Raw genomic sequence first — 16553 nt, forward strand, 5'->3', positions numbered from 1 at the left:
TCATAATGTTCAGACATGCCCTGATGCAAGGCGCTGTAGCCTCTGTGGTAGTTATCAGCATGATAGGCGTACATGTCCTGATAGATAGTCGTCGGACCCGTGTGATAACCACCCGTTTGGCAAATATCTCAGAACGCTTGGACTGCCACTCCTTCATCGCTGCAATCGCTGATTGATGGTGAAGAGCCTTCTGCGTGATGTGGTGATTGTACAGCCGAGCGTAGCGCTTGAGTGTCTGCTCCAGGTCCTCACCTGAGGTATAGCGCCGGGTCGCCAGCACGTCGCTGATGCGACCGTTGGACCGTTCCACCATACCGTTCGTCTGTGGCCTTCCCGGCTTGATCAAGCGATGTTCGATACCATTGGCCTGGTACTCCTGGTCGAAGAGGTAATAGCCGCTGGGCTTGCGCTCACCTGCCCGCGTGAAGCGATCGGTAAACGACTTGCCGTTGTCAGTGAGCACCGTCTGGATCTTTAAAGGAGCTTTCTTCTCCACGCGCTTCATGAATGCCTTGGCATCCTTGGCGGACTGGCTACGCCTGACCTCCAGATAGAGCCAGCGTGTGGCGCGGTCGATGGCGACGTACAGGTAACGTTTCTGCTCTTCGTCGGGCATCTGAGGCAGATGCTTGATGTCGATATGCACGTACCCGGGCTCGCAGTCCTTGAAGGGCTTGTGCCGGGGCTTGCCACTATCCCCTGCGTCCTGACGGGTCAGATCTGCCAGTGTCGGCACCTCTCGGCGCTTGAGCATGCGATGCAGGCCTGAGCGAGACAGTCGAGGGGGCAGAAACTCACGTGCCAGGACGGGCAGGTCATCCAAACCGAGGCGCAGGAATTCGCGAGCGGCGATCAGCACCTCCTCCGCATCCCTGCTTCTCTTCCTTCTCTCTCTACCCTCTGTCTTCTTTCTGCACGCTCACTTCATCTTTTCGCCTCTCTTCTCACGCTCCTGTCTTTTCTCCCCCCCCCCTTTCTCTCCTCTGTCTTCCCTCTTTCGCCCCTCCTTCTCCCCCCCCCACCCAGAGCGATAGCCAGCCGGGCTGACCTATTCATCGTATCTATCCCTCGCGAAGGTCAGTGGGTGGCGCCTAAGCCATTCGCCTGGCACCCCTGGTGCTGCTTCTGTCTTGAGCTTTTTCTGCTTCACGTCGCAGCGACAAAAACTCAACTAAAACAGCTAATTGCAATAATCTCTGACGCGACACCTAAGACGTTTGTCTTATCTCTCATTCCTTGTATTCACGTGGCTCCTCGACTAGCTTCTCCCTCATTAGCTAAATTCATCTGATCAATTGTCTCGATAACCACATACAAATACATTCAAGGAGTCACTTGTGGATGCATCCTCTACCGCGTCGGCTGAGCAACAGTCGGCGCCGGAAAAGTCCTCTTTTCTGCACAGGGGCATGACCTTGCCCTTTGTGCTTATCGTCACCTGCTTTGCCGCCTGGGGGCTCGCCGGCAATCTGACCGACCCCCTGGTGTCGGTGTTCGGCTCGGTGTTCTCGATGAGCGCGCTGCAGGCGTCGCTGGTGCAGTTCGCCTACTACGGCGCCTATTTTGCCCTGGCGATCCCGGCGGCCTGGATCAATTCGCGCCTGGGCTACAAGGGTGGCGTGCTGATCGGCCTCCTGCTGGCGGCCACCGGGGGGCTTCTGTTCATGCCGGCCTCCCAGATGATGACCTACTCGATGTTCCTGGTGGCGTTGTTCACCCTGGCGGCCGGGCTGTCGATCCTCGAAACCTCCGCCAATCCTTACGTGATGGCGATGGGCCCGCGCGAGAACGCCACTCGGCGGCTGAATTTCGCCCAGTCCTTCAACCCGGTGGGGTCGAACCTGGGGGTGCTGCTGGCCGCGGTGTTTATCCTGCCCCACGTCAATCCGGCCACCGCCGAGCAGCGCGCCTCGCTGAGCCAGGAGGCGCTGGCCGAGATGCAGTCGGCGGAATTGCAGGCGGTGATGGGCCCCTATATCACTCTGGCACTGGTCTATGTGGTGATCGCGATCGCCATCGCCATGGTGCGGGTGCCGCGCCACGAGGCGCTGATGGCGGACCGCAAGAGCGAGACGGTGGCGCTGTCGGGGAGTCGTCTCGGGCGGCTGGTGCGTAACCGTCGCTACGCCTTCGGGGTGGTGGCGCAGTTCTTCAACGTGGCCGCCCAGACCTGCACCTGGACCTTCACCATCCACTACGTGACCGAGGCGCTGGGCGTCGGCAGTGAAGAGGCCGGCTACTGGCTGCAGGCCTCCTTGCTGGTCTTCCTGGTGTCGCGCTTCGTCATGGTCGGGGTCATGGGTCGGGTGGACCCGCGCAAGCTGATGACCGGGATGTGCGTGCTCGGCGTCGCGCTGTCGCTGGTGGCGGTGTTCAGCGGCAACCTGATCGGGGCGGTGGCCCTGGTGCTGCTGAGCGCCTGTATCTCGCTGCTGTTCCCCACCATCTACGGCATCTCGCTGGAAGGGCTGGGGCAGGATACCAAGTACGGCGCCGCCGGCCTGGTGATGGCGATCGTCGGTGGCGCCCTGGTGCCGCTGGCCCAGGGCTGGCTGATCGATATCACCTCGGCCCAGACCAGCTACCTGGTGGTGGCCGTGTGCTTCGCGGTGATCGTGGCCTTCGGTATCTATGTGCAGCGTCATCCGCGGCCCGAGACCAGCAACGAGGGTGATCTGGCCTGAGCTGGCGTCTCTTGAACTGGCAGCGCCTTAACGCGAATCGGGGGTGTCCCGCAGCACCACGGCGACCTGAGCGAGGTGAGTCTGCATGGCGGCATGGGCGCCCCTGGGGTCGCCGGCGACAACGGCATTGAGGATGGCCAGGTGTTCCTGGTGGGTGATGGCGATACGACCGCCGAGGTGGATCGACTGCCATAGCCGCATCCGCAGGGTCGGCCGCGACAGTGCTTCGAGCAGGGCGACCAGCACGGGGTTGCGGGAAATCCTCGCCAGGCTGAGGTGGAACTCCAGGTCGGCGGCCATCGCACCTTCGTGGTCCAGCGCCTGGATGGCGGGCTCGGCCTCGGCCAGAACGGCCTTGAGGCGCTCGATGTCGTCATCGGTTCGGCGCAGCGCCGCCACCGCAGCGGCCTCCACTTCCAGCGCCTGGCGCACATTGTGCAGGTCGCGGGACGAGGTCCCGGCCTGGATGCCCGCCCAGAACTCCAGGGGCTTCAGCAGCAGCCCCGGGTCCAGCGAGGTAACGGTGGTGCCGGAGCCCTGGCGGGTCTCGAGGATGCCCATGGCGACCAGCGCCCTGACCCCTTCACGCAGCGAGCTGCGCGAGACAGCGAAGCGGGTGGCGAGGATCGACTCGACGGGCAGGCGGTCGCCGGAGGCGATTTCACCGGAGACGATCATCTCCTGGATGCCTTGCACCACCACCTCGTACTGGGAGGGGCGTCGTTGGTCGCTGTCGGACGGGGGCGGCGGCGTCATGGCAGGGGCTCCGGCTCGGAAGGGGTGATCGAATCCCGCCATTTTATCGAAAACTTCGGCAGCACTTTAATACATCTGATGAATCTGGAGGACGATACGTGTCCGTCATCACCTCAATCGAACTGGTGGATCTGCGTTTTCCCACCTCGGACAGCAGCGACGGCTCCGACGCGGTCAACAAGGACGCCGACTACTCGGCGGCCTATCTCAGGCTGGTCACCGATGACAGCGCGCTCTATGGGTGCGGCTTCACCTTTACCATCGGTCGCGGCAACGAGATCTGCCTGCAGGCCATGGAGGCTCTCGCCCAGCCGCTGGTCGGCCGCGACGCGGCCGAGGTCTGCAAGAGCCCGGGGGCGGTCTATCGTGAACTCGCCGCGGATTCGCAGCTTCGCTGGCTAGGCCCGGACAAGGGGGTGGTACACCTGGCGCGGGCGGCGGTGATGAACGCCGTCTGGGACCTGGCGGCCCGGCATGCGGGAGTGCCGCTGTGGCGTCTGGTCTGCGAGATGGAGCCGGAGGTGCTCGTCGAGCAGTTGGATCTCAGCTACCTGGGTGACGTGCTGAGCGCCGAGGAGGCGGTGGCGATGCTCAAGGAACAGCGGCACTTCCAGCAGGAGCGCATCGCCGAGCTGAGCGAGCACGGCTTTCCCTGCTACACCACCTCGGCGGGGTGGCTCGGCTATTCGGACGAGAAGCTGGCCCGCCTGTGTCGGGAAGCCATGGACGAGGGCTACCGCCACATCAAGCTCAAGGTCGGCGCCAATCCCGAGGACGACGAACGCCGCCTGGGAATTGCCCGCTCGGTGATCGGCCCCGACGTGGCGCTGATGATCGACGCCAACCAGATCTGGGAGGTTCCCGAGGCCATCGAGCGGGTCGAGGCGCTTTCCCATCACGACCTTCTGTGGATCGAGGAGCCCACCAGCCCGGATGACGTGCTGGGGCATCGCAGCATCGGCGATGGCGTGCGCCCGCTCGGCATCGGCGTCGCCACCGGCGAGCACGGCATGAACCGGGTGCTGTTCAAGCAGTTGCTGCAGGCCAACGCGGTCGACTACGTACAGATCGACTCCTGCCGCCTTGCCAGCGTCAACGAGATCATCCCGGTGCTGCTGATGGCCAGGAAGTTCGGCAAGCCCGTCTGCCCCCACGCCGGCGGGGTGGGGCTGTGCGAGCTGGTCAATCACCTGGTGATGATCGACCACATCGCGGTGTCGGGGCCCGTGGACGGCCGGGTGGCCGAATTCGTCGATCACCTGCACGAACACTTCGTCGACCCCTGCGTCGTGCGAGATGGCGCCTATACATTGCCGCGTGAGCCGGGGTATTCCGCCGAGATCAAGGCCGAGACGCTGGCGGCCTGGGCCTGGCCTAACGGCACCGAGTGGACCCGTCGGCGCCAGGCGGTGCCGGCATGATCCGCGGGCCGCTGCTCAATCCGCCCTTGCTCGAGGGCCTGGCCGTCGCCGGACATGGCGCCAGGGTGCTGGTGGCCGACGCGCTCTATCCGCATTCGACCGGTGCGCCGCCGGCGGCGAGCCGGGTCTACCTCAACCTGTGCGAGGGCATGGTGCCGGCGCTGTCGGTGATGGAGACGCTGGCCCAGGCGGTGTTCGTGGAAGAGGTCACCTACATGGCCAACGCCGAGGGCGGCGCCTCGGAATCGGTGGTCGAGTGCCGCCAGCGGCTGGCCGACCACCGCCATGGGGGAGGCCAGCAGATCGCCTGGTCGAGCCTGGATCGCTGGGCCTTCTATCACGCCTGCCGCGGACCTGAGGTGTGCCTGGTGGTGGCCACCGGCGAGTGCCGCCCCTACTCCAACTTTCTGCTGACCATAGGCGTTCCGTGATGATCGATACCCACCTTCACGTCTGGGACACCGGTGCGGTGCGGATTCCCTGGCTCGCCGATGCGGGCCTGCCCGCCAGGGCGCCGATTCCCGATGGCCAGGACCGCCGCTACGTGCTGGTCGAGGCCGACGCCCCGGACCCCGCCGAGGAAGCCGCCTGGCTGATCTCGCTGGCCCAGCAGGACCCGCGGGTTCACGGCGTGGTGGCGAGCGTCGCGCTGGAGCTTCCCCAGGCCGAGCGGGCGCTGGCGAGTCTAGCCGAGGTGCCCCAGGTGGTCGGCGTCAGACGCCTGCTGCAGGACCGCGAGCTGTTTGATTCGACCGCCCTGGTCGAGGGCCTGAAGCGTCTGGCCGACTGGGGCCTGCCCTTCGATGCCTGCGTCAGGGACCGAGAGCTGCCGCGCCTGCTGGCGTTGCTCGAGCAGGTGCCGGAGCTGACGGTGGTACTCGACCATATGGGCAAGCCGAACCCGCGTGATGGCGTCGCGCGAGACGCCTGGCAGCGCAATCTGGCGCGCCTGGCCGAACTCGACAGGGTCCACTGCAAGCTGTCCGGGCTGCCGGCGGAGTGCCGCGACGCCGATGAGCTCGAGCGCCACGCCGCGGACATCGTCGACGTCGCCCTCGAGACCTTCGGTGCCGAGCGCTGCCTGCTCGGCAGCGACAGCCCGATCAGTCAGGACCCGAAGGACTGGTGCGAGCGGGTGCTGGCGCGGGTGCCCGCAGAAAAGCGCCAGGCCGTTGCCGAGGACAACGCCTTGAACATCTATCACAGGAGAGATGCCCGATGACCACATCGCCGATCGCCAGCCGTCTGCCACCCAAGCTGCGCCGTGCCTTCGAAGGCCTCGGCGTCGGTGCGGCGCAGTTCGGCAACATGGGCAAGGTCACCCCCGAACAGGACTGCCTGGCCGCCGTGGACACCGCCTGGGAGCTGGGGCTGCGGTTTTACGACACGGCCCCGCACTATGGGCTCGGGCTGTCCGAACAGCGCCTGGGCAAGGCGCTCAAGGGACGCTCGCCGGACGACTTCGTCATCTCCACCAAGGTGGGACGCCTGCTGGAGCCCAACCCTGTCCCCCAGGGCAGCGACGAGGCCAACGGCTTCCACGTGGCCGATGACCTGACCCGGCGGCGTGACTACACCGCCGAGGGCGTAAGGCAGAGCCTGGAGGCGTCGCTTGCGCGCCTCGACATGACGTCGGTGGACATCCTCTGGATCCATGACCCGGAAGAGCCCACGGACCGCTTCGAGGAAGCCCTGGCGGGGGCCGTCCCCGAACTCGAACGCCTGCGCGAGCAGGGCAGGATCGCGGCCTGGGGCGTGGGCTCCAAGGACGCCGGCATGCTCAAGCGCTTCGTCGATCAGGCAAGGCCTGACCTGATCATGCTGGCCGGTCGCTACACCCTGCTGGAGCAGGAGCAGACAGGACTGATGAGCGCCTGCCTGGAACGCAAGGTCGGTGTGGTCGCCGTCGGCGCCTTCAATTCGGGCCTGCTGGCGCGTGACGAGCCTCCCGCCGATGCCTGGTACGAGTACGGCCAGGCACCAGAGGCGGTGCTCGAACGTGCCCGCGAACTCGCCGCAGTGGCGCGAGCCCACAGCGTCAGCCTGCCGGCGGCAGCGCTGGCCTTCCCGTGGCGCCACCCCGCCGTGGTCAACGTCATGGCCGGAATGCGCTCGCCTGAGCAGGTGAAGCGAAATCATGCACTGGCCTCGTGCGATATCCCCGAGGCCTTCTGGAACGAACTGCAGGCGCGAGGCCTGCTGAAGGAGAACACATGAAGCTGTTGCGCCGTGGAACGATGGGTAACGAGATGCCGCTGGTCGAGGTCGAAGGCGTGCTCTATGACGCCTCGCCGGTGGGCGACTTCGGGCCAGGCTTCTGGAAGGACAACGGCGTGGCACGTCTTCGCCGGCTGCTGGACGCCGGGCGGCTGACCGCCGTCGAGCTTGCCGACGAGGTGCGCCACGGCTCGCCGGTGGCGGCGGTGGGCTCGGTGATCTGTATCGGTCAGAACTACGCCGCCCACGCCGCCGAGTCCGGCGCCGAGCCGCCGAAGCAACCCATCGTCTTCTTCAAGACGCCCAACACCGTCGCCGGCCCCGACGACACCGTCACCATCGCGCGCGGTTCGGAAAAGACCGACTGGGAGGTCGAGCTCGCCATCGTGATCGGCAGCACCGCCAGCTACTGCGACTCGCTGGAGGAAGCGGCCAGCCATATCGGAGGCTATGTGCTCGCCAACGACCTGTCGGAGCGCAAGTTCCAGCTTGAGGTCTCCGGCGGCCAGTGGAGCAAGGGCAAGTGCAGCCCGGGCTATATGCCACTGGGCCCCTGGATCGTGACCGCCGACGCCTTCGATCCCGCCGATGTGGGCCTGCGCTCCTGGGTCAACGGCGAGCCGCGCCAGGACTCCCGCACCTCGGACATGATCTTCGGCTGCGCCGAGATCGTGCGTGATCTGTCGCAGTACATGCAGCTCGAGCCCGGTGACGTCATCTCTACCGGAACCCCCGAAGGGGTAGCGGTCTCGGGGCGCTTCGACTATCTCAAGCCGGGCGACGTGGTCGAGGTGGAGATCGACGGCCTGGGCCGCCAGCGTCAGACCTTTCGTGCCTGGGAGGGCTAATCCATGACAGCTCGATTTGAAGGACGGGTGGCCATCGTCACCGGCGGCGCCTCTGGCATCGGCGCGGCGATCGCCGACTGCCTGGCCGCTGAAGGCGCCCGCGTTGCCGTACTGGATCGCGAAGATCCCGCCAATGAACACCATTGGGAAGCGTGCGATGTCGCCAGCAGCGAGCAGGTAGAGCGCGCGGTGGCGGCGGTCGCCAGTGCGCTGGGACGTATCGACATCGTGGTCAACAACGCAGGCATCGGTGCCCAGGGCGATGTCGCGGGCAACCCGGATGAGGAGTGGGCGCGTGCCTGGGAGGTCAACGTCGCCGGCATGGCGCGGGTGTCTCGGGCGGCGCTGCCTCATCTGCGCGAGTCGGACGCCGCCGCCATCGTCAATATGGCGTCCATCGCCGCCACCGTGGGGATTCAGCAAAGGGCCCTGTACTCGGCGACCAAGGGCGCCGTGCTGGCCTTGACCAGAGCCATGGCGGCCGATCACCTGCAACAGGGCATTCGGGTCAACTGTGTCTCGCCCGGCACCGCGGATACCCCCTGGATCGGCCGCTTGCTTGCGCAGGCGCCTGACCCCGAGGCCGAGCGTGCCGCGCTGGAGGCTCGCCAGCCCCACGGACGGCTGGTCGCCGCCGCCGAGGTGGCCCAGGCGGTGGCCTATCTGGCCGATCCCGCCAATCGCTCGACGGTGGGGGTCTGCCTGCCGGTGGACGGTGGCATGGACGCCCTGCGCCTGCGTCCGCGCTAGCCCTGTTCATGTAAAAACCGTTCATGTCGGTCCTCAAGAGTACGCCGGCCTCGCCGATAGTGGTTATATTAGGTAATGCGCACCGCTTACCTCTATCTGGGCAGGGCTCATGGCTAAGGATCGATCAGCGGGCTTGGGCCCGACGTCGCTGTTGCAGGCGGCTTCCGCCGGCAAGGTCGCCCGGCATCCCTCCGTGGTGGCGGGGCTGGTGCTTGACCGCGCCCCGGTGGGGCTGGCGCTGATCGATGCCAATGACCGCCTGTTATGGGCCAACACCGCGCTGACGGAGCTGGCCTGTCCCACCGGTGGCGAGCTGCAGGGCCGCAACCTCAACGAGCTGTTTCGCCCCTTCGTCAATCTGCTGGGGGAGCGGGGCAGCTACCATACCCTGTCACCCGGCGAGGACTGGCAGCAGGCTTGGCTTGCGGTGGATGACAGCGCCAGCGCCAGGCTGGGGCTGATGTCCTGCGTAGCCTTCGACCGAGGCGCCGATGCGTCCCTGGACGCCGGCACCGATCCGCTGATGTGGCTGGTCACCTTCGTCGATCTCGACGCCGACGCCGACGCGGTACTGGATCGCCGCCATGCCGATATCGGCAACGTGGCCAGTACCTGGATCTTCGAGGACCGCCTGTCCCACGCTTTCGATCGCGCCGACCGTCTTGGTCAGCGCCTCGGCGTGATGCTGGTCGAGCTGCACGGCCTGTCGCGCATCCTGGTGGACCATGGTGGCGAGATGGCGTCGCGGGTGTCGCGCCGGGCCGGACGCCGACTGGTCAACGTGCTGCGCCGGGAAGACAGCGTGGTGCAGATCGATCGCGAACGCTGGGGGGTGCTGCTCGAGCATCCGGTCACGCCGGAGACCATGCAACTGGTGGCCGACCGCTGCCTCGAAGCGCTGGAACCGCCCTTTACCCTACCCGGCTATCAGCCCGCCTTGATCGAGCCGCGCATCGGCATCGTCCTGTGTCCGGAAGACGGCGAGGAAACCGGCGAGCTGCTGGCCCACGCCGAAAAGGCGCTGGAAGAGGCCGTGCCCGGAGGTTTCGCCTTCTACGACGGCAGCCTGCAGCGTCTGATGGAGCGCCAGCAGCGCTTCCGTCACGAGCTGCAGGAAGCGCTGATGTTCCCCGATCAGCAGCTCTATCTGGTGTATCAGCCCCAGTTCGATCTGCTCACCCGGCGCTGCTGCGGGCTCGAGGCGCTGGTGCGCTGGCGCCATCCCCAGCGTGGCGAGGTCGCGCCGGGGGAATTTGTCGCACTCGCCGCCGAAATGCAGCTGGTCGACCGGCTAGATCGCTGGGTGCTCAAGGAAGTCATGGCCCAGCGCAGGCGCTGGCGCGAGGCCGGCTCCGAGCTGGGTGACTGGGATATCTCGGTGAACATTCACCATTGCCTGCTGGATCAGGACGGCTTCGATGGCCGCGCCCTGGATCTCTACCTGCGCCAGCTATGCGAGTCTGGCGCGAAGGGGGAGGCGGGTGCCCAGGAAGAGGCGGGCGGCCACTATCGCCACGAGTGCCTCGACTGGTTGTGCCTGGAGGTGGATGGCGCGGGGTTGTTCGAGGTGGGCCACCGCCAGTCCCACCTGTTAAGGCGTATCGTCGCTTTGGGCGTGCGGCTCGGCGTCGATGGGCTGGGCCGCTCCCCGGTGGACCTGTTCGGCATGGCCTCGCTGCCGGTGACCCTGGGCAAGCTGGGGCCGGAGACCCTCAAGACCCTGGCCGATCCCTCCACCAGCATGCGCCAGAGCGTGGCGGCGCTGATGCGCTGCCTCGAGGCGCTGGAGTTCGTCGCGGTGGCGGTGGGGGTCGAGACCGCCGAACAGCTCGATACCGTCAAGGCGCTGGGGCTTGTCCGGATTCAGGGGCGTCTTGTCGGTGCGCCGCTGGAAAGCGAGGCCCTGGTGGGCTGGGCGGCCTCCGGCGCGCATCCCGCGATAGCGATCTGAGCCAGGCATTGATGCCGGCAAGGTGGCAGAGCCGGGCAGGTGTTTCCGAGAGGAGGCGTCAGGCCCGATGTCGAGAGTCCAAGCGGCGAGCCAAGACCTTGAACCAGGAAATCAGGCCGAGACGTTGAGCCGAGAGGGCTGCAGCCGGGTGCGGCCGTCGGGCTGGTAGACGCTGGCGTTGGCGATGCGGTGGATCTGGTCGAGCATGCGCTGGTTGTGCTCCATGCGCAGGGCCAGCAGTTCGCCACAGCGCAGATTGGCGCGGGAGACTTCCCTGGCGAGTGCCATGGTGGCCTGCCAGGCGGCTTCGCAGCCGGCGTCACGGGCGGCTTGCAGGGTGCCCTCGCGGTCATCGGGGTAGCCCAGTCGGCACTGCACCTGATGGCGGCGCGCTTCCGTCTCGGCAAGCCTTTGCTGGATCTCGGACTTCTGGCCGGCGAGCGCCACCAGCGCCTCGCTGTCGACCTGGCCCTGAACCAGGCACTCCTGTTCCTCGCCCAGCAGGGCCAGCAGCTCGGCGAGTCGCTCACGCTGCTGGTCGAGCAGTCGGGCAAGACTCACGACTGCGAGCCCTCTGAGCCATCGCCGAGCATGTCGCGGACGCTGTCGATCAGGCCGTCGGCGATGCGTTCGGGATGGATTTCCAGGCGTCCCTCGCGGATGGCGTCACGAATCTGTTCGACCCGGGCGCTGTCGATGTCCTGGCTGGTGTCCGCCGCCGGGCGGCTCAGGTGGGCCTGGGCACCGGCTTCGACACCGGCGCCAGCGGCTTGTTGCGTCTCGCTTTGCTGGAGCTTGTCGCTCTGCTGCGGCCCCTCGCTTTGGGCGGGGCGGGTCAGAGGATGTTGCGAATCGATCTTCACGGGCAAGGCCTCACGAGAATGGCGATGGGACCAGGCGCTGGCTGTCGCCGTTGATCCGAATGTCTGCGTCTATGTACATCATCGGCCGCAAGAACAAGAACTTTAGGTCTGGCGCACCAGCCAAATTTTTAACACCGTATTGCCGAGCGCAGCCGCTTCGTGGACATGTCCTGAGCGTTTTACGAAAAGTCGCCGAGCGAAGGTTAGACAAGGCAAAAATCGGAGAGACAGCGCAGTTTACTAGCAGTAAATGAGTATGTTGACCGGGCTGGCGCACCAGCCGGTTTTTAACGCCGTATTACCGAGCGCAGGCACTTTTCATCAACGTCCTAGTAGGTTACCGCCAGCCGGCCGTGTTCGACCACCCGGGCGTCGAGGATCTGGCGCCGATCCACCCTTACCCGCACGACATCGCCGAGGCCGCCGGCCTCCAGCGCCTCGCCCTGGCGGCTGATGCGAAAGCCCCGGCCACTGGCTTCCACCGCGACCTGCTCGCCGCGTCGCACCAGCTTGGGTGATGTCAGCTGATGGGCCGACAGCGCCTGACCCTGGCGAATCCCGCGTCGTGCGATCTGACCGATGGCCGCCTGTGGATCGGTCAGCGCCTGGGACGGCAGACGGCTTACGTCGAAGCGCTCGCTGGTCAGCATGTCCGCGCTCAGGCGCTCGCCGGGGGCGATGTCCCGCGCCGCCACCAGTCGCTCGCCCAGCCGGGTGATTTCTGCCTGCAGATAGCGGCTGCGATGGCGCTCTCCCTCGCAGCGAAGCCCCACCGAGACGCGTCCGGCCAGCCGACTCCCCGCCCGGGGCAGGAAGGGCTCGGGCTGGCGGCAGTCGGCCAGGCTCGCCGCCGGCGGGAATACCTGGATCTCCAGATCGCCCGGACGGGCGCCGTCGGCCAGGGCCTGCTCGAACAGAAAGCTCTCCACCCGTGTCAGCGCTTCGCCGGTGCCCGCATCGACACCGCCGTCATCGACCGCCTGGCCGCTGGCCTGGGCGACGCTGGCGGCAAAGCCTGAGCTTACACACAGCACCAGCGCCGCCCGGGCGATGACCCAGGACAGGGAAGCAGTGGCTTGTACAAGAGATGAGGATCGAGACATCGGGATACCGGTGGTCGGTGCGATCTTTAGCGCCCGGGGCCGTTTGAAGGGCACTTTCCTGGCCATTCAAGGGCGCTTGCCTGGCCATTCAAGGGCCATGGCACACCAGTGTAGAGAAGCCGGCATCGACGCATGGTCTGAAATGGGCGTGGTAATGGGGGCTGTTCACGGCTTTGTGCAGACAGGGGCCTGGGTATTCTTCATCGTCGAACCCCTTGTCTCTTTGTTCCCTTGCTTACGGAGCGCACCGGGATGATCGATCAGCTCGAGGCCTCGCTCGCTTTTCACCAGCAGGCCCTGTCGCTTAGACAGGAACGCCAGAAGGTCCTGGCCAGCAATATCGCCAATGCCGATACCCCCGGCTACAAGGCACGCGACATGGACTTTTCCCAGGCCCTGGAAGCCGCGACCAAGGGGGCGAATCAGCCTGGTCTGGCCCTGGCGCGGACGTCCAGCCACCACCTGTCGGGTCATGGCCAGGCGATGTCGCTTGGCGGCAGCGAGCTCAAGTACCGCGTACCGGAGCAGGCCAGCCTCGACGGCAACACCGTGGACATGGACCGCGAGCGGGCCGCCTTCACCGACAACTCGGTGCGTTACCAGGCCGCGCTGACGATCCTCAACAGTCGCATCCAGGGCCTCAAGCAGGCCATGCAGCCCGAGCAGTAAGCCCGGTCCATCTCAGTTTCCAAGCAGGGAGAGCGCCCCATGTCGATGTTTTCGATCTTCGATATCTCCGCCTCGGCGATGTCTGCCCAGGCCCAGCGCATGAACGTCACCGCCAGCAATATGGCCAACGCCGACAGCGTGGCCGGCCCCGACGGCGAGGCCTACCGCGCCCGCCAGGCGGTGTTCGAGTCCCGTGCCGCCAGTGACGGCATCGGTGGTGTCGGTGTGCGCGAGGTGGTCGAGGACCCCTCGCCGCTGCGCCAGGAGTATCGTCCCGAGCACCCGCTGGCCGATGACGCCGGCTACGTGGCGATGCCCAACGTCGACCCGGTGGGCGAGATGGTCAACATGATCTCCGCCTCCCGCTCCTATCAAGCCAACGTCGAGGTCATGAACACCAGCAAGCAGCTGATGCTTAAGACCCTGACCCTGGGCGAGGGCTGATCCCATGGCCAACACCATCGATGCAAGCGTTTACCAATCGGTCAACGCCGCCACCGCTCAGGCCAGCTCCAAGCAGGCGTCCGACGAGCTCGGCGACAACTTCATGACCATGCTGGTGACCCAGCTGCAGAACCAGGATCCGCTCAATCCCATGGACAACAGCGAGATGACCTCGCAGTTGGCCCAGATCAACACGGTTTCGGGCATCGAGTCTCTCAACGAGACCATGTCGTCGATCACCGGCCAGATCAACGCCGGCCAGGCGCTGCAGGCCACCGGGCTGATCGGCAAGGGCGTGCTGGTGCCGGGGGATCGCATCGTCATGGCCCACAACGATGAAGGCGCGCCGGTCTCCACGCCCTTTGGCGTCGAGCTGGAAAGCCCCGCCGCCGAGGTCAAGGTGACCATCACCAACGAGTCCGGCGAGGTCATCAACAGCTACAACCTGGGCCCGGCCTCCGCCGGGACCGAGTCGTTCCAGTGGGACGGCATGACAGGTGAAGGCGTGGCGGCCCCCGAAGGTGCCTATCACGTCAGCATCGAGGCCACCGGTGTCGAGGGCGAGGAGCTTGCGGTGACCGCGCTCAACTACGCCCAGGTCGGCGGGGTGTCCCCGGCGGATGACAGCGGCCAGGTGCAACTCGATCTGGGTGCCGTCTACGGGCAGGTGGCGCTGAGCGATATCCGCCAGATTCTGTAGCGAACGCAGGATGACCGTCGGGTCATCGACGCAGGGAAACGTATAAGGAGAGTGACATGGGTTTTTCACAAGCGCTGAGTGGTCTGAACGCCGCCGCCGACAGCCTGGACGTGCTGGGCAACAATATCGCCAACTCCCAGACCGTGGGCTACAAGAGCGGTAGTGCGCAGTTCGCCGACGTCTTCGCCAACTCCCAGATCGGCCTGGGTACCAAGGTCTCCACCGTGCTGCAGGACTTCAGCGGCGGCAACCTGGAGTCCACCAACCGGCCGCTGGATCTGGGCATCAGCGGTGACGGCTTCTTCCGCATGGAACAGAACGGCCAGGTGGTGTACAGCCGCAACGGCCAGTTGACCATGACCCCGGACGGCTACCTGCAGAACGCCCAGGGCGCGCGCATCATGGGTTACGGCGTCAACGCCGCCGGTGCGGTCCAGGTGGGCGGCCAGCCCGAGGTGCTGCAGATCGAGGCCGACGAGATGCCGGCCAGCGCCACCACCGAGGTGTCCACCACTTTCAACCTCGATTCACGCAAGGTCGTCGGCGAAGACCTCAACAGCGTCACCCTGGCGGGCTCCGACGGCTCCGCCAGTGTCCCGGTCGATTACCACTACTCCAACAACTTTACCGCCTACGACTCGCTGGGTAACCCGCGCAATGTCACCGTCTACTACGAGAAGACGGGCGCGAAGACCTGGACCGGCACCATGGCGATGGATGGCAAGGTGTTGATGGACGAGACCGCGACACCTGTCGCAGCGCAGACCCTCTCCATGGAGTTTGACACCAATGGTCAACTGGTCACCCCTGCTGATGGCAAGTTTCCGGTCACCTTTGCCTCGGCCGACTACTTCAATGGCGCTGCCAATGACATGACGCTGGACTTCGATATCTCCGGCTCCACCCAGTTCGGCAACAACGCCAGCACCACCTCGCTCAACCAGAACGGCTACACCTCCGGCGCCCTGGTCGGTATCAGCATCGACAGTGACGGCACCGTGGTGCGCAGCTACTCCAACGAGCAGACCCGCCCGGCCGGCCAGATCGCCCTGGCCAGCTTCCGCAACCCCGAGGGCCTGTCACCCGCCGGTGACAACACCTGGGCCGCCACCGACGCCTCCGGCCAGGAGCTGGTCGGTGCCCCGGGTACCGGCCTGCTGGGCGGCATCCAGTCCGGCGCCATCGAGACCTCCAACGTCGACATGGCCAAGGAGCTGGTCAGCATGATCGTCACCCAGCGCGCCTACCAGGCCAATTCGCAGACCATCAAGACTCAGGACGAAGTGCTGCAGACCGCCATCAACCTGCGCTGATGACCACGCCGGCCGCTGCCCCGGGCAGCGGTCCTTCACACCTTTCAGGGGAGTCGTAGATGGATCGCATGCTCTACACCGCCATGAGCGGCGCACGCCAGACCATGGAGCAGCAGTCGGTGGTCAGCCACAACCTGGCCAACGCCTCGACCACCGGCTTTCGCGCCCAGCTTCACGCCATGCGCGCGGTGCCGGTCGAGGGCGAGGCGCGTCTCGACACCCGGGTGTCCACCGCCGCCTCGACCCCGGGGGCGGACTTTTCCCCGGGGGCCATCACCCGCACCGGTCGCACCCTGGACGTGGCCATCGACGGTGACGGCTTCTTCGCGGTGGAAAGCGATGACGGCAGCGAGGCCTACACCCGACGCGGTGACCTGCAGGTGGATGGCAACGGCCTGCTGACCTCGGTGGGGCGCCCGGTGATCGGCGAGGGTGGGCCGATCCAGGTGCCGCTGGAGGCCGAGCTGTTCCTCGGTGCCGACGGCACCATCAGTGCGATCGGCATGGGCCAGGACCCCGACGCCCTGGCCGAGATCGGCCGGCTCAAGCTGGTCGAGCCGCAGCCCGGCGAGCTGACCCGTGGCGGCGACGGTCTATTTCGCTCCATCGGTGAGAATGGCGAGCCTGCTGCGCTGGCGGCCTCCGACCAGGTACGGGTGGTCAGCGGGGCGCTGGAGGGCAGCAACGTCAATCCGGTGGAGTCCATGGTGGCGATGATCGATGTGGCGCGGCGCTACGAGCTGCAGACCAAGATGATCAGCACCGCCGACGAGAACGCCCAGAAGGCCAACAGCCTGCTGTCGTTGAACGGCTGACCCCTTCAACCGACGGCCA

Annotated in this window: 17 protein-coding genes and 1 pseudogene; 13 read left to right on the top strand and 5 right to left on the bottom strand. The window is 66.0% G+C overall.

The genetic code is table 11. The features are described 5' to 3' along the window. Positions 1 to 92 precede the first annotated feature (92 nt). A pseudogene (locus EBB56_RS13700) lies at positions 93 to 871 on the bottom strand (DDE-type integrase/transposase/recombinase); the annotation flags it as partial. 538 nt (positions 872 to 1409) lie between these two features. Between EBB56_RS13700 and fucP the strand changes: the two are divergent. Then, positions 1410 to 2684, top strand: coding sequence for an L-fucose:H+ symporter permease (gene fucP / locus EBB56_RS13705; RefSeq protein WP_124804598.1), 1275 nt, complete (start codon positions 1410 to 1412; stop codon positions 2682 to 2684). Between the two features lie 27 nt (positions 2685 to 2711). On the opposite strand, the gene EBB56_RS13710 is transcribed toward fucP, so the two are convergent. After that, positions 2712 to 3440, bottom strand: a complete 729-nt coding sequence (locus tag EBB56_RS13710; protein WP_045994759.1) for a FadR/GntR family transcriptional regulator — start codon at positions 3438 to 3440, stop codon at positions 2712 to 2714. Positions 3441 to 3538: 98 nt separating this feature from the next. Here EBB56_RS13710 and EBB56_RS13715 point away from each other — a divergent pair, with 98 nt between their 5' ends. The 7 genes from EBB56_RS13715 to EBB56_RS13745 all read left to right on the top strand — a co-directional run bounded on the left by EBB56_RS13715 (position 3539) and on the right by EBB56_RS13745 (position 10627). Then, positions 3539 to 4861, top strand: coding sequence for an L-fuconate dehydratase (locus tag EBB56_RS13715; protein ID WP_124804599.1), 1323 nt, complete (start codon positions 3539 to 3541; stop codon positions 4859 to 4861). Next, complete coding sequence (locus EBB56_RS13720) at positions 4858 to 5292, top strand: RbsD/FucU domain-containing protein (protein ID WP_124804600.1); 435 nt, start codon at positions 4858 to 4860, stop codon at positions 5290 to 5292. The genes EBB56_RS13715 and EBB56_RS13720 overlap by 4 nt, the downstream gene beginning before the upstream one ends. After that, entirely contained in the window at positions 5292 to 6083 is a 792-nt protein-coding gene (locus EBB56_RS13725) for an amidohydrolase (protein WP_124804601.1), read from the top strand. Before EBB56_RS13720 ends, EBB56_RS13725 begins: the two co-directional genes overlap by 1 nt. Beyond that, on the top strand, positions 6080 to 7078 hold the full coding sequence (locus EBB56_RS13730; protein WP_045994756.1) for an aldo/keto reductase: 999 nt from the start codon (positions 6080 to 6082) through the stop codon (positions 7076 to 7078). Before EBB56_RS13725 ends, EBB56_RS13730 begins: the two co-directional genes overlap by 4 nt. Further along, complete coding sequence (locus EBB56_RS13735) at positions 7075 to 7926, top strand: fumarylacetoacetate hydrolase family protein (protein WP_124804602.1); 852 nt, start codon at positions 7075 to 7077, stop codon at positions 7924 to 7926. Before EBB56_RS13730 ends, EBB56_RS13735 begins: the two co-directional genes overlap by 4 nt. Positions 7927 to 7929: 3 nt before the next feature. Then, entirely contained in the window at positions 7930 to 8676 is a 747-nt protein-coding gene (locus EBB56_RS13740) for an SDR family NAD(P)-dependent oxidoreductase (protein WP_124804603.1), read from the top strand. Positions 8677 to 8809: 133 nt separating this feature from the next. Next, complete coding sequence (locus tag EBB56_RS13745; protein ID WP_185696440.1) at positions 8810 to 10627, top strand: EAL domain-containing protein; 1818 nt, start codon at positions 8810 to 8812, stop codon at positions 10625 to 10627. 111 nt (positions 10628 to 10738) lie between these two features. Here EBB56_RS13745 and flgN read toward each other — a convergent pair whose 3' ends face one another. The 3 genes from flgN to flgA all read right to left on the bottom strand — a co-directional run bounded on the left by flgN (position 10739) and on the right by flgA (position 12593). Next, positions 10739 to 11188, bottom strand: coding sequence for a flagellar protein FlgN (flgN, locus tag EBB56_RS13750; RefSeq protein WP_045994752.1), 450 nt, complete (start codon positions 11186 to 11188; stop codon positions 10739 to 10741). After that, the gene (gene flgM / locus EBB56_RS13755; protein WP_124804605.1) at positions 11185 to 11490 is read right to left on the bottom strand and encodes a flagellar biosynthesis anti-sigma factor FlgM; all 306 of its coding nucleotides are present in this window, start codon (positions 11488 to 11490) and stop codon (positions 11185 to 11187) included. Before flgM ends, flgN begins: the two co-directional genes overlap by 4 nt. Positions 11491 to 11819: 329 nt before the next feature. After that, positions 11820 to 12593, bottom strand: a complete 774-nt coding sequence (flgA, locus tag EBB56_RS13760) for a flagellar basal body P-ring formation chaperone FlgA (RefSeq protein ID WP_185696441.1) — start codon at positions 12591 to 12593, stop codon at positions 11820 to 11822. A gap of 252 nt (positions 12594 to 12845) precedes the next feature. On the opposite strand from flgA, the gene flgB reads away from it, so the two are divergent. The 5 genes from flgB to flgF are packed head-to-tail and all read left to right on the top strand — an operon-like array spanning position 12846 to position 16534. Next, the gene (gene flgB / locus EBB56_RS13765) at positions 12846 to 13262 is read left to right on the top strand and encodes a flagellar basal body rod protein FlgB (protein WP_108132049.1); all 417 of its coding nucleotides are present in this window, start codon (positions 12846 to 12848) and stop codon (positions 13260 to 13262) included. Between the two features lie 39 nt (positions 13263 to 13301). Next, positions 13302 to 13706 (top strand): flagellar basal body rod protein FlgC, encoded by a 405-nt coding sequence (gene flgC / locus EBB56_RS13770; protein WP_045992584.1) that lies wholly within the window; start codon positions 13302 to 13304, stop codon positions 13704 to 13706. 4 nt (positions 13707 to 13710) lie between these two features. Beyond that, positions 13711 to 14406 carry a flagellar hook assembly protein FlgD gene (flgD, locus tag EBB56_RS13775; RefSeq protein WP_045992585.1) on the top strand — a complete coding sequence of 232 codons (696 nt, stop codon included), beginning with the start codon at positions 13711 to 13713 and terminating at the stop codon, positions 14404 to 14406. Between the two features lie 56 nt (positions 14407 to 14462). Continuing rightward, on the top strand, positions 14463 to 15719 hold the full coding sequence (gene flgE, locus EBB56_RS13780) for a flagellar hook protein FlgE (protein WP_124804607.1): 1257 nt from the start codon (positions 14463 to 14465) through the stop codon (positions 15717 to 15719). 59 nt (positions 15720 to 15778) lie between these two features. Then, positions 15779 to 16534 (top strand): flagellar basal-body rod protein FlgF, encoded by a 756-nt coding sequence (gene flgF, locus EBB56_RS13785; RefSeq protein ID WP_045992587.1) that lies wholly within the window; start codon positions 15779 to 15781, stop codon positions 16532 to 16534. The last annotated feature ends 19 nt before the right edge of the window (positions 16535 to 16553 follow it).

Origin of the sequence: Halomonas sp. YLB-10 (assembly GCF_003856855.1) — a bacterium.
Lineage (GTDB): Bacteria > Pseudomonadota > Gammaproteobacteria > Pseudomonadales > Halomonadaceae > Halomonas > Halomonas litopenaei.

Coding starts and splice junctions, on each gene's coding strand:
- fucP (WP_124804598.1), top strand. CDS start 1,410: ATGACCTTGCCCTTTGTGCTTATCGTCACCTGCTTTGCCGCCTGGGGG.
- EBB56_RS13710 (WP_045994759.1), bottom strand. CDS start 3,440: ATGACGCCGCCGCCCCCGTCCGACAGCGACCAACGACGCCCCTCCCAG.
- EBB56_RS13720 (WP_124804600.1), top strand. CDS start 4,858: ATGATCCGCGGGCCGCTGCTCAATCCGCCCTTGCTCGAGGGCCTGGCC.
- EBB56_RS13725 (WP_124804601.1), top strand. CDS start 5,292: ATGATCGATACCCACCTTCACGTCTGGGACACCGGTGCGGTGCGGATT.
- EBB56_RS13730 (WP_045994756.1), top strand. CDS start 6,080: ATGACCACATCGCCGATCGCCAGCCGTCTGCCACCCAAGCTGCGCCGT.
- EBB56_RS13735 (WP_124804602.1), top strand. CDS start 7,075: ATGAAGCTGTTGCGCCGTGGAACGATGGGTAACGAGATGCCGCTGGTC.
- EBB56_RS13740 (WP_124804603.1), top strand. CDS start 7,930: ATGACAGCTCGATTTGAAGGACGGGTGGCCATCGTCACCGGCGGCGCC.
- flgA (WP_185696441.1), bottom strand. CDS start 12,593: ATGTCTCGATCCTCATCTCTTGTACAAGCCACTGCTTCCCTGTCCTGG.
- flgB (WP_108132049.1), top strand. CDS start 12,846: ATGATCGATCAGCTCGAGGCCTCGCTCGCTTTTCACCAGCAGGCCCTG.
- flgC (WP_045992584.1), top strand. CDS start 13,302: ATGTCGATGTTTTCGATCTTCGATATCTCCGCCTCGGCGATGTCTGCC.
- flgD (WP_045992585.1), top strand. CDS start 13,711: ATGGCCAACACCATCGATGCAAGCGTTTACCAATCGGTCAACGCCGCC.
- flgE (WP_124804607.1), top strand. CDS start 14,463: ATGGGTTTTTCACAAGCGCTGAGTGGTCTGAACGCCGCCGCCGACAGC.
- flgF (WP_045992587.1), top strand. CDS start 15,779: ATGGATCGCATGCTCTACACCGCCATGAGCGGCGCACGCCAGACCATG.